Origin of the sequence: Ferruginibacter sp. SUN106 (assembly GCF_050611765.1) — a bacterium.
Lineage (GTDB): Bacteria > Bacteroidota > Bacteroidia > Chitinophagales > Chitinophagaceae > Ferruginibacter.
In genome coordinates, this window is sequence record NZ_JBODJC010000002.1 from 992,949 (window position 1) to 1,005,237 (window position 12,289).

The 12,289-nt window shown below is 38.4% G+C and carries 10 protein-coding genes; 7 read left to right on the forward strand and 3 right to left on the reverse strand.

All coding sequences use genetic code 11. From position 1 onward, the window contains the following. Positions 1-19 precede the first annotated feature (19 nt). Positions 20-1,168 (forward strand): glycosyltransferase family 4 protein, encoded by a 1,149-nt coding sequence (locus ACQ334_RS10130; protein ID WP_430988086.1) that lies wholly within the window; start codon positions 20-22, stop codon positions 1,166-1,168. A 35-nt stretch (positions 1,169-1,203) separates the two neighbouring features. Beyond that, entirely contained in the window at positions 1,204-2,394 is a 1,191-nt protein-coding gene (locus tag ACQ334_RS10135) for a glycosyltransferase family 2 protein (RefSeq protein WP_430988087.1), read from the forward strand. A 21-nt stretch (positions 2,395-2,415) separates the two neighbouring features. Here the strand turns inward: ACQ334_RS10135 and ACQ334_RS10140 are convergent, their stop codons facing one another. The 3 genes from ACQ334_RS10140 to ACQ334_RS10150 form a co-directional block, all read right to left on the reverse strand. After that, positions 2,416-4,050: a choice-of-anchor Q domain-containing protein gene (locus ACQ334_RS10140; protein WP_430988088.1), complete on the reverse strand. Its 1,635-nt coding sequence runs from the start codon at positions 4,048-4,050 to the stop codon at positions 2,416-2,418. Between the two features lie 100 nt (positions 4,051-4,150). Beyond that, complete coding sequence (locus ACQ334_RS10145) at positions 4,151-5,965, reverse strand: response regulator (protein WP_430988089.1); 1,815 nt, start codon at positions 5,963-5,965, stop codon at positions 4,151-4,153. A 47-nt stretch (positions 5,966-6,012) separates the two neighbouring features. After that, on the reverse strand, positions 6,013-6,561 hold the full coding sequence (locus ACQ334_RS10150) for a hypothetical protein (RefSeq protein WP_430988090.1): 549 nt from the start codon (positions 6,559-6,561) through the stop codon (positions 6,013-6,015). A 233-nt stretch (positions 6,562-6,794) separates the two neighbouring features. Between ACQ334_RS10150 and ACQ334_RS10155 the strand changes: the two genes are divergently transcribed. The 5 genes from ACQ334_RS10155 to ACQ334_RS10175 all read left to right on the forward strand — a co-directional run bounded on the left by ACQ334_RS10155 (position 6,795) and on the right by ACQ334_RS10175 (position 12,015). Further along, positions 6,795-7,412, forward strand: coding sequence for a hypothetical protein (locus ACQ334_RS10155; RefSeq protein ID WP_430988091.1), 618 nt, complete (start codon positions 6,795-6,797; stop codon positions 7,410-7,412). A 32-nt stretch (positions 7,413-7,444) separates the two neighbouring features. Then, positions 7,445-9,700, forward strand: coding sequence for a response regulator (locus ACQ334_RS10160; RefSeq protein ID WP_430988092.1), 2,256 nt, complete (start codon positions 7,445-7,447; stop codon positions 9,698-9,700). 28 nt (positions 9,701-9,728) lie between these two features. Further along, the gene (locus tag ACQ334_RS10165) at positions 9,729-10,103 is read left to right on the forward strand and encodes an Hpt domain-containing protein (RefSeq protein ID WP_430988093.1); all 375 of its coding nucleotides are present in this window, start codon (positions 9,729-9,731) and stop codon (positions 10,101-10,103) included. A gap of 155 nt (positions 10,104-10,258) precedes the next feature. Next, entirely contained in the window at positions 10,259-11,308 is a 1,050-nt protein-coding gene (locus tag ACQ334_RS10170) for a sensor histidine kinase (protein ID WP_430988094.1), read from the forward strand. Then, complete coding sequence (locus ACQ334_RS10175; RefSeq protein WP_430988095.1) at positions 11,308-12,015, forward strand: LytR/AlgR family response regulator transcription factor; 708 nt, start codon at positions 11,308-11,310, stop codon at positions 12,013-12,015. Before ACQ334_RS10170 ends, ACQ334_RS10175 begins: the two co-directional genes overlap by 1 nt. Positions 12,016-12,289 lie beyond the last annotated feature (274 nt).

The window sequence follows — 12,289 nt, forward strand, 5'->3', positions numbered from 1 at the left end:
TTATTAAGAAAGAAAAATTATGAAAATAGGAATTGAAGGACAAAGATTGTTTCGCCAAAAAAAACACGGCATGGACATGGTGGCGCTGGAATTGATCCGCAACCTGCAGGAAATTGATCATGTAAACGAGTATTTCATTTTTGTGAAACCCGATGAAGACAGCAGTGCTTTAAAAGCAACCGCCAATTTCAAAATTATACCGCTTGAAGGAGGTTCTTATCCTATGTGGGAACAATTTGCCTTGCCTAAAGCTGCAAAAAAATATGGTTGCGATATTTTGCATTGCACCAGCAACACTGCCCCCATAAATTCTGATATTCCATTGGTGACAACACTGCATGATATCATTTATATGGAAAGCAGTTATTTAAAAATTCTTGCCGGCAGCGCAACACCCTATCAAAAATTTGGTAATGCATACAGGAAACTGGTAGTGCCACGGGTGGTTAAAAAAAGCAGTAAAATAATTACCGTATCGCATTTCGAAAAGAAACGCATAGGAGAATTTTTCGGAATGAAAAATGATAACCGTCTTGCAGCAGTCTACAATGGAGTAAGCAAACATTTTAAACCTGTTACCGACGAAGCGGAATTAAAAAGAGTAAAAGAAAAATACCAGCTACCGGATAATTTCTTCTTCTTTCTTGGAAACACCGATCCCAAAAAAAATACTAAAGGAACATTAAAGGCCTTCTCAGATTTTTTAAAGCTTACCGGCAGTAACTATAAATTAGTGATGCTGGATTACGATAGCAATGAATTGGAAAAAATACTGAATGAGATCGGTGATAAAAACCTGATTAATAAAATTGTATTGACCGGGTACGTGATCAATACCGATCTGCCGGCCATTTATTGTCAAAGCAAAATATTTCTGTACCCATCGCTTCGTGAAAGCTTTGGTATTCCTATGCTGGAAGCAATGGCTTGTGGTGTACCGGTAATTACTTCCAATACCTCCTCCATGCCGGAAGTAGCAGGAGATGCAGCCATCATCATCAACCCTTTTAAACCAGGAGAAATTACCGCAGCCATGATCAATCTCTGCAATGATGCACATACTAGTGCACAATTGGTGGAATCCGGATTAGTACAGGCTGCAAAATTTTCGTGGAAGGCAATGGCAGAAGATGTATTGAAGATATATGACGAAATAGCAAAACAATAACCCGTAAAACTTAACCCTGTTAAAACCAAATTGATATGTTGATCTTAAAAATTTTATTCTGGATACTGGCATTTATTGTGGTGTACACTTATGTTGGCTATGGTATTGTGTTGTACTTTATCATTAAATTGAAAAGAATTTTTAAGCCGGCTAAAACGCATGGTTTTAATGGCGCCTATCAACCTGAGGTTACTTTATTTATTGCAGCGTATAATGAGAAAGATTATGTGGCAGACAAAATAAATAATACCCTGAGCCTTGATTATCCAAAAGATAAATTACAGGTTGTTTGGGTTACCGATGGCTCTGATGATGGCACACCGGAACTTTTAAAAAAATATAATAATGTTACGGTGCATCATTTACCTGAACGCAATGGAAAAATAAGTGCCATGAACAGGGGAATGAAATTTGTTACTACTCCAATTGTAATATTCAGCGATGCCAATACCATGCTGGGTAAAGAATCTATACAACGTATCGTTCGTCTTTTTGCAAATCCAACCACCGGCTGTGTATCCGGAGAAAAAAGAATTATCAATAAAGAAAGCGATGTAGCATCAGGTGCAGGCGAAGGTTTGTATTGGAAATATGAATCGGCTTTAAAAAAATGGGATGCCGAATTATATTCTGTTGTGGGTGCTGCCGGTGAATTATTTGCTATCAGAACTGAATTGTACAGAGATGTTGAAAAAGATACCTTACTGGATGATTTTGTAATTTCGTTAAGAGTGGCGCAGGATGGTTATACTATCCAGTACGATCCGGAAGCTTATGCTGTTGAAAATGCATCTGCCAATGTAAAAGAAGAATTGAAAAGAAAAATAAGAATTTCTGCAGGCGGTATACAGGCGGTAGTAAGATTAAGATCTTTGTTGAATATTTTTAAATACGGCACACTTTCTTTCCAGTATATTTCTCACCGGGTATTACGCTGGACCTTAACACCGCTTTGCCTGTTGGTATTAATACCGGTTGGATTTATGCTGGCTTATAATGAAGGGCTGTTAAGCTTTGGTATGTATGCCACATTATTTGGCCTACAGTTATTATTTTATATTGCTGCATTAACAGGTTGGTTTATGGAAAACAGGTCAACAAGGATAAAAGCATTATTTGTACCCTACTACTTTTTCATTATGAACTTGTCAGTAGTGCTCGGGTTTTTCCGTTACATGAAAAAAACACAATCAGTAAATTGGGAAAGAGCGAAAAGAGCGGATTAATACCACCACAAACTTCTGCAATTAAAATTTTATAAATTTCCCGTAAGTAATATTCATACCATTTTGAATTGCATAAACGTAAACACCACCGGGTAAATGATCAACACCAACATGCAATTCCTGGATGCCCGGTGTAATTACCTGGCTGTATTTTTCCATTACCTGTGCTCCGCTCAATGCATACACATGCAAAATTGTTTTTGTAATGGCAATTGATAAATATTTAATAGTTAATGTGCTATTTACAGGATTGGGAAACAGCAAAGGCTTATCACTGAATGTGTGCAGCATGGTATCTACGCCACCACTATATTCTATTGCACCTATGTCGTACAAACCGCCAACAGGCCTTCTGTGATTGTTGAAATCAAAAGTGATAGCACCATTAGCTGGATAACCCTGGTTAATAAGTGGTGATCCGGGTAAAATAGAATAATCTGTTGGTGATATTCCTGCTTCCGCAATCGTTCTTGAAAAATAATTATTCTTTAGTTGAATATCTGCTATCGCATTCGGGATCATTACGTAAGCATCATTGCCAGTAAAGGAAGTGTTATCCAGCTCATACAAATTGTAATTACCGGGGTTAACAATACAATTAGAAGCAATAAGGTTATGTTTACTTTTTACACTCTGAAATCTTATACCATCAGATTTTGGATTAATGATATCATTAAAAAAAATACATACAGCAGAATCATTTACCACAGACACATCAGAAACCAATATACCATGTTTCATCTGTGTAGCATCATTGGGCAAATAAGTGCGGCCGGCATTTACAATAATATTATTAAAAATTCGGTTGCCGCCTAATCCGTGATTTTCTATTCCATCTCCTTTTCCGTTGGTGATTAAATTATTATTGCAATCACATTTGGAACCCCCGCCCATAATAATGCCCGACATTTGATTAGGTGTTTCGGATTGGCTGTCGTTAGAAACTTTGTTGTCGAATATATAACAATGCAATGGAGCCGAACTTACCTGTATTCCATCCCATCCGGTGTTGGTAACAATGTTGTTGTAAATCTTAACCCCATCCAAAACAGGTGGCATTACTATCGTATCTTTTCCGTTACATGTAATTTTCATCCCCGAATAAAAAGAACTGCCAATATACATTCCTTCGGTACCGGTATTAGCAATATAATTATCGTGAAGGTTAGTATTGAATTGTGTAAAGTTATCACGGAACGATTGTAATGTGCAATCGGGATCGGTCTTCGCAAATATTCCTTCGGTACTGCAGTTTTCTATTGATACATGATCTATCTCCACATCCGAGCTCATAGCACCAATGCCAACGCCTGCACCGGCTGCTACTTTTTTTATTTGTATCCCATAAAAATTATTGCTGTTGCCATTTCCCGAAAACCTAATGTACCTGCAATTACTGATTGAAATACCATAATAATCATTGGTACTTAATGTAACAATGCCGTTGGCATTCATGAAAATTATAGCACTATCGGCAGTACCTTTAAAATTTCTGATCAGTAATTTATTCCTGTTGCCTGGTTTTAAATAAATAGTATCGCCTGGATGCACTTTGTTGTATGCTGCACTTGTTCCATCCAATAAATTTACAGCAGAATCAATCACCCAGCTATGTTGCTGTGCTTTTAATTGCAGACAAAAAAAAATCGCAATCACAAAAAAAATGTTGTGCAAAAAAAATAGTTGTACTGATCTTTTCTGATGGCTTTCGGATACGTTACTGGTCTTATTCACAGGAAAATTTTTTATACTGTAGTTAAGCCATTTTTTTATCCGTTATTACCAATGCCCATTTCTCCAGCATATTCACCAGTTCGCCCAATTGCACCGGCTTGCTGATGTAATCATCCATACCCGCCTGCATACAAGCCATCCTGTCGCCGTGCATTACGTTGGCCGTCATTGCAATAATTGTCGGTTGTTTATTCAGGCAAACCCTTATCATTTTAGTGGCTTCCAGTCCATCCATCTCTGGCATTTGCACATCCATCAATATCAGGTCGTAGGTTGTTTTACCCACCATGTCTAATACAATATGCCCGTTAGCAGCAATATCTGCTTCGTATCCCAGCCTTTCCAATATCTTAGTAGCCCATTTCTGGTTTACGGGATTATCTTCGGCTACCAGTATACGTAACGGATATTCTTTTGCAAAGTCGGCAGATAATTTTTTCGCCTGCATATCCTGCATCTGGCCTGCTTTTTTATCCGTTCTTATATTGCTGAGGATATGATCAAACAAAGTATGTTGCTTGATCGGCTTGCTTAATACCGTAATGGCACCCGCAATAGTTTCCTGTTCTTTATACCGTTTATCGTTCAGCGGATTAAACAATATTACCGGCAATTGCGGCTGTATACCCTTCATGTTACCCGCCAGTTGCATCCCTGTCATATCCGGCAGATCCATCTCAGTTATTACCAGGTTAAAATTATTTTCCCCGGCCAGTTGTAATGCTTCTTTTGCTGTGCTTACCACAACAGGTAACAGTTGCCAGTGCCGCAGTTGTTTTAATAAAATACCTGCTGCAATTACATTACTGTTTACAACCAATACGGATTTGCCTTCAAAGTCTTTCAGGTTATAACCAGTGCTATTACCTGTAAGCATGGTAGCTTTATGCAATGGTATACTAATAATAAAGCCGGCATTGTCTTCGTTCACCGCTTTTATTTCTCCATTCATTTCTTCCACCAGTTGTTTACTAATGCTAAGGCCAAGATATTGCAGGCTTTGTTCTTCTTCAGCATTACCACCCGGCAAGGTTTTGCCCTCGGCCTGCAGCAATGCTATTGCAGCAGTATTGCCCAAAGGTTTTGCAGTTACTGTAAACCCTAGTGCAGGAGGCGTATCTATGTTATCATGTTTGATAATGTACACACCAATGCAAACCTGTTGCGGTTTATCTTCCATTACCTTCTCTACAAGGTTGGTCAATATTTGTTGCAGGCGTTTATTATCGGTTAATACCTGTGCAGGTACAGCAGCATCCAGGTCGTACAATAATTCCATTCCCATTTGCGAAGCTTTTACAGCAAATGTGTCTATCACTTCTTCCACACAATTACGCAGGTCGGTATTTTTTTGTTGTGTACTGGTAATGGTGCGGTTAATTTTTGATTGTTCCAGCAAATCATTTGCCATCACTTCATCCACCTTATTCAGCAAAATTTTGCCCGAACTGATGATGGTATCGATATAATCTTTTTGTTCGTTGTTAAGATTAGTTTCTTCCAGCAATATTGCCATGCCCAATATACCATTCATAGGCGTACGTATTTCATGGCTTAAAGAATTGAGTAGTGTATCCCTGGCTGCGGCGGCTCTTTTTGCATCGCTTCTTGCTTTGGTTTCTTCACGGTTGGCATAATCCAAATGTTTTTGCATAGCTTCCACCTGTTGCCCCAACCCTGTTATTTTATTATGATAACTGGTAACGTTGGATTTATAAAAACCAAATAACACCAATGCCATGGCAATAATAACCCCTATAAAAATACAGGCACTAAAAGTGGACAGCACAAAAAGCGGCAGGTATCCTTTCAATAAAATGTGTTCAACTATTTCCATACAAAGTGTTTGGTTTTCGTTAGGGTTTTAATTTTTTTAAACGATTATTATTTTGCTTCTTCAGTATACACTACTGGTGCATCAGTAAGCTTTTTAACCGTACTGATCTCCTTTAAATGACTGTTCCAGTGAAATAATAAATTATCGATCGGTTGCCACATCATTACCCAGCTAAAAATATCAATGCCGGTAAGTATGGCCGATTCCACACCACCGCCATCTTTAATGATCATCGGTATCAGTATATGCGATAATAGTATAATGGCAAGACCAATAAAAAGTACAATATAATTGCGGCGCTTAAACCGTTCAAATTCTCCCTGTTTGGCCAGCATCACATTGGCAAAATGCCGCTTGATAGCATATATCAGTGGCTCAGTGTATTGTTTGTCTTCTTCAGTTTTACAGGTAACCTTATATTCAATTACAGTAAACCTTCTTGCCGGCGCTTTAATGCGGTTAATGTATTCTTCAAACTCATGGCTCAGTTGCCGCTTGTAAAAAGGGGATGGATCATTCTTATTAAAATGTTCTTCGATAGCCTCAGGGTTTACAACGAGAAAAATATCGATCTTTTCTGGTAAAACATTTTTCATTAGGTGTGAAATTGTAACAGTCTCTTTAAATCTTGTAAGGTTTATTTAATTTGTTTGCCGGGTAATATATTGTAGAACTATTTATAAGATCAGAAATTGTATAGCACTAACAGAAATTATCGCTAATACACTATTAGTAGTTGTTTTTCTACAACAGATTGGTAACTTATCTCACACCACTGTTGCGTTTATTACGTTCTATTGTAGAACCAATATATCCTCAAAAACCAACCATGCCCGCATTTTTAAAAAAAGTAATTGCAATTACTGTACTCTTAACAACATTCAGTTGTATTGGATTTTTATTCTGGTATAGCGAATGGCGTTATGCCTTGCCAACGCCGGTGCCGGATGCATACCACGCTGTTGCCGTGGGAGAACATATCGATATCAGCGCAAAGTTTACTGCTAAAAAAAATGAACCTGTCTTCCTGCATTTCTTTAACCCTGATTGCCCTTGCTCCCGTTTTAATGTACCGCATTTTAAAGAATTAGCTGAAACTTATGGTAAGCAGATCAGCTTTGCTGTGGTGGTGATGATGAAGGATAAAGAATATACCGAAGAAGAAATCAGAAAAAAATTCGGGATCACAGTACCCATTTTATTCGACACCTCTATTGCACGTGACTGTGGTGTATACTCCACACCACAAGCAGTTTTATTAACTGCAGACCAATCATTGTATTACAGGGGCAATTATAATAAAAGTCGCTATTGCGCAGATAAAAAAACCAATTACGCACAAACTGCAATTGAAGCCTTACTAACCAACAGTCAACAACCCGTTTTTAATACTTATGCATTAACAGCTTATGGATGCTCACTACCGGGCCAGAGCTGCAAAAAATAAACCTGATAAAACCCTAAAACCAAAATTGAATAATGGAAAATGTAAACCCAATTAAGCAAGCCGGACATATTTCGTTTGCACAGCAGGTAAAAGAGCGGTCGGATAAGTTGATGAATTATTTTCTCATCTGCTTTTTTTTATGCGGCTTAATAATAGCACCTTTTTACGATACCTGGCTGATAGCTTTTGGTGTAGGCGGATTTTCACTTTTTGCCTACTATTATATTAAGTTCAGTATGCCCGATTCAAATTTGTACCAGTATGTTTTAAGTGTAGTGCTGGGTATTTTTATGGCGCAGGGCATTTACCAGATGCATGGCCTTTTTGAAATGCATTTTGCTGCATTTGTTGCCAGCGCAATACTCATCACTTACCAAAACTGGAAACTGCAGATTCCTTTAGTACTATTTGTACTGATTCATCATGCAGGATTAGCTTACCTGCAAAACTCCGGCGTAAAAGGCGTTTATTTTACCCAGGTTGATTCTGTTGAACTGGTCGCTTTTGTTATACATATTGTACTTGCAGCATTAATATTTTTTATCTGCGGACTGTGGGCTTATCTGTTAAAAAAATATAGTAAGATACAGGTAGAACAAACCCGTGAAATGGGCAGGCTGGAGAGAGAATCCCAGATTCATAAAGAAAGAATTATAAATGAAGAGGCATTAAAAGTAGCTTATCAAAAAGCTGAACAGGCACGCCACGAAGCTGATGCCGCCAATAAAGCAAAGAGTGTTTTCTTAGCCACCATGAGCCACGAAATTCGTACACCCATGAACGGTGTAATAGGAATGGCCTCACTATTAAATGAAACCAATCTTACACCCGAGCAACAGGAATATGCAAAAACCATCAGCACCTGCGGCGAAGCGCTGTTAACAGTGATCAATGATATCCTTGATTTCTCTAAAATAGAATCGGGTAATATGGAATTAGAAGATCGTGACTTTGACCTGCGTACCTGCATTGAAGAAGTATTGGACGTATTTGCAAACAGGGCAGGTAAACTGGGGCTGGACCTGGTGTATGAAATTGATTATAATGTACCTGCTCAGATTATCGGCGATAGTTTAAGGCTGCGCCAGGTATTGGTGAACCTCGTAAGCAATGCCATTAAATTTACCGAACAGGGAGAGATATTTGTTGGTGTGCATTTAAGCAAAACAAAAGATGATGGACAGGTAGAATTGCAATTTGAAGTACGTGATACCGGTATTGGTATTCCTGCAGATAAAATGGAACGTCTGTTCAAAGCTTTTTCGCAGGTGGATTCATCTACCAGCCGCAAGTATGGTGGCACCGGCTTAGGCTTGATCATTTGTGAAAAATTAATTGGCCTCATGGGTGGACAGATCAATGTAACCAGTAAAGAAGCTGTTGGTACCACATTTACTTTTACTATGCAATCTGCAGCAAGTTCTCAGTCGGTGCGTACTTATGTAACCAACCATATTGCAGGTATTGAAGGTAAGCAGGTACTGGTGGTAGATGATAATTTAACCAACCGTTGCATTCTTAAAAACCAACTGGAAATATGGAAGCTGGTACCTACCTTGGCTTGCAGTGGTGCCGAGGCTTTGCAAATACTGGCAAAAGGAGCACAGTTTGACCTGGTACTTACTGATATGCAGATGCCCGATATGGATGGTTGTGAATTAGCACAAAACATGCAACGGTTGTATCCCGAACTTCCTGTTATTTTACTGAGTTCTGTTGGTGATGAAAGGAATAAAGAATATGCAGGCTTATTTAAATCGATATTGACCAAACCGATCAAACAGGAAATGCTGTGTAAGCTTATTATTAATGAGCTGAGAGGTAAATCGAAACATGCTGCAGAAATACAACCGGTTAAACAAAAATTATCCATCGACTTTGTAAAAGAGCATCCATTGCGTATACTGGTAGCCGAAGACAACCTGGTAAACCAGAAATTAACACTTAAAATATTAAGCAAACTTGGCTTTGATGCTGCCCTTGCAGAAAATGGTAAAGTAGCAGTTGAAATGGCCAACCAGCAACCTTACGATGTGATACTGATGGATGTGCAAATGCCCGAAATAGACGGACTGGAAGCTACCCGTATCATAAGACAGGGTATGGAAATACAACCAACAATTATTGCCATGACTGCTAATGCTATGAAAGAAGACAGGGATGAATGCCTGAGAGCAGGTATGGATGATTTTTTAAGTAAGCCTGTAAAACTGGAAGAGCTGGTGAACATGCTGGCCAAATGGTCGGATATTGGAAATCAAAAAACACCAAGCGAAAAAAGAGCCTGATAAATTATAATACCCTAAAAATACCGTTATGGAAAATTCAGAAACACACACTATCACCACAACAGAAGGCTTATATGATTTAAGCATGCTGGAAGAAATGGATGACACCGGGTACCTGCTGGAAGTACTTACCCTTGTATTGCAGGATACGCCTAAAGACATTAAAGAAATGAAAGAGGCCCTTCAATCGGGTAAGATAGATACAGTTTGTAAAAAAGCACATAAACTTAAAAGCAGCGCCGGCGTAATACAGGCAGAAAAATTAACCACATTATTAAGTAGTATTGAACTAACAGGAAAAAATGGCGGCAGCGTAACTGTACTTACTGAGCTGCTTAAAGATACCATTGAAGAATACTGCCTGATTGAAATGGGGCTGAAAATTTATATCGAATCGTTGTAAATTATATAAAGCAAAAAACAATTCTGCTGTACCCAAATAAGCCATTTGTAAATCAAGTGGCTTTTTTATGAGCCTTTCGTCTCAACATTTACCCGTTACGTCGCATTACTGACCCAATTTTTCGCATTGTATATTTGTATGCCTAATTTAGCAGCATGAAACCAATAAGGTATAAAAAAGGATTGATCATTGTAATACATGCCGCCGCATGGATCCTGCTTTTTTCTTTGCCCTATTTATTGCGCCCTTCTTACAATCCGAATGAACAAAGACATTCGCAACCGGTAAATGAAACGGCGAGTTTTATTACTTCCCGTCTTAACGACCTGATGCTGATCGGTTTCTTTTACCTGAATGCAGGCGTTTTAATTGTACGGTTGTTTTACAGGAAAAAATACTTTTGGTATATCGTTTCGGTTATTGCTTGTTTTGCAATTTTCACTTTCCTTTCTTTTAATATGGTAAAAACATTTGTTTTTACTGATGCTTCTTTTAGCTTCAGAAAACATTTACCTTTTTGCGTTTTTGTATTCTTATTTATACTGGCCTGCAGCATTGCTTATAAAACCATCAAAGACAAAATTGTTTTTGAAAACCTTGCCCGGGAAAGGCTGAACGAAAATTTAAAAACAGAATTATCCTTATTGCGTTCACAGGTGAGTCCGCACTTCATGTTTAATGTATTGAATAATATGGTGGCATTGGCACGTAAACAATCTGATCTGCTGGAACCTTCCCTGATCAAACTTTCTTCCCTGATGCGTTACATGCTGTACGAAACAGGCGAACAAAAAGTATCTTTAGAAAAAGAAACTGAATACCTGCAAAGTTATATCGACCTGCAACTGCAACGCTTTGGGAAAAAATTAGTGGTAAATGTAGATGTGCTGCCGGCAGATAAACAATATGATATCGAACCCATGTTACTGATACCTTTTGTGGAAAATGCTTTTAAACACGGTACCGGTATGATCGATCATCCGCAAATTGATATCAGTTTAAAAGCACTGAATAATATTTTATATTTTACAGTACAAAATAAATACGACCCTGCATCGCAGGAAATAAAAGACTCAGCAAGCGGTATTGGTTTAACTAATGTGCAACGCAGGCTGGAATTACTATACGGCAATCACAAACATGAGCTGATAATCAACAGCGATAATAATACCTTTAGCATCTCACTTCAAATACATTTAAATTAATGATACGCTGCATCGCCATAGATGATGAACCACTTGCACTGGAATTATTGCAGGATAATATCAGCAAAGTTCCTTTTTTGCAATTGGTGGCTGCCTGTGATAATGCAATGGAAGCCTTGCAGATAATAGAAAAGCAACCTGTTGATCTTATATTTTTAGATATTCAAATGCCGGGACTTACCGGCCTGCAACTAATACAAAGCATGACGGTGAAACCTATGTTCATCTTAATTACGGCTTATGAAAAATATGCTTTGGAAGGGTACAACTTAGATGTTACCGATTACCTTGTAAAGCCCGTTGCATTAGAGCGCTTTATAAAAGCCTGTTACAAAGCCAAAGAATTATTTGAGCTGAAGCATGCTGCCAAAGAAAATACCGCCCCTGCAACTGCGGAATATTTTTTTGTGAATGTTGAATACAGCCTCGTAAAAATAACCATCGCTGATATAATGTATGTAGAAGGATTGAAAGATTATATCAAGATACATTTAAAGAGTTCTTCCAAACCCGTGGTAACACGTATGCCCATGAAAACGATTGAAGACCAGCTGCCAGCCAAACAATTTATCCGCATTCATAAATCTTATATTGTTGGCGTTGCTTTCATCACTTCTATCCGCAAAACCAGTGTATTTATCGACACCCTGGAACTTCCTGTAAGCGATCATTATCGTGATGCTATTGCTGCATTGACAGCGAAATAGAACACGGATTGAACGGGTTGAACGGATGCTCACGGATTTTTTTCTGCTTTGCAGAATATTTAGATTCTTTCCGCTATCAGGCATTCTGCTTCGCAGAATCATCAGTGGTCATCCAATCTTAGGGTGATTTATTTACTTCATTAAACTTTTAATCCTAATAGCAATTATCCGTGTTCATCCGTTCAATCCATCCCATCCGTGTTCCTGCATCTCCCCTTTCGTCGCAACATTTCCCTTTCTTATCTCATTTACCGCAAACACGCTGTTGCAGCGA

Bases quoted from the DNA above. Each gene is read 5' to 3' on its own strand.
- ACQ334_RS10135 (WP_430988087.1), top strand. From the start codon at position 1,204: ATGTTGATCTTAAAAATTTTATTCTGGATACTGGCATTTATTGTGGTG.
- ACQ334_RS10165 (WP_430988093.1), top strand. From the start codon at position 9,729: ATGGAAAATTCAGAAACACACACTATCACCACAACAGAAGGCTTATAT.
- ACQ334_RS10150 (WP_430988090.1), bottom strand. From the start codon at position 6,561: ATGAAAAATGTTTTACCAGAAAAGATCGATATTTTTCTCGTTGTAAAC.
- ACQ334_RS10145 (WP_430988089.1), bottom strand. From the start codon at position 5,965: ATGGAAATAGTTGAACACATTTTATTGAAAGGATACCTGCCGCTTTTT.
- ACQ334_RS10170 (WP_430988094.1), top strand. From the start codon at position 10,259: ATGAAACCAATAAGGTATAAAAAAGGATTGATCATTGTAATACATGCC.
- ACQ334_RS10175 (WP_430988095.1), top strand. From the start codon at position 11,308: ATGATACGCTGCATCGCCATAGATGATGAACCACTTGCACTGGAATTA.
- ACQ334_RS10155 (WP_430988091.1), top strand. From the start codon at position 6,795: ATGCCCGCATTTTTAAAAAAAGTAATTGCAATTACTGTACTCTTAACA.
- ACQ334_RS10130 (WP_430988086.1), top strand. From the start codon at position 20: ATGAAAATAGGAATTGAAGGACAAAGATTGTTTCGCCAAAAAAAACAC.
- ACQ334_RS10160 (WP_430988092.1), top strand. From the start codon at position 7,445: ATGGAAAATGTAAACCCAATTAAGCAAGCCGGACATATTTCGTTTGCA.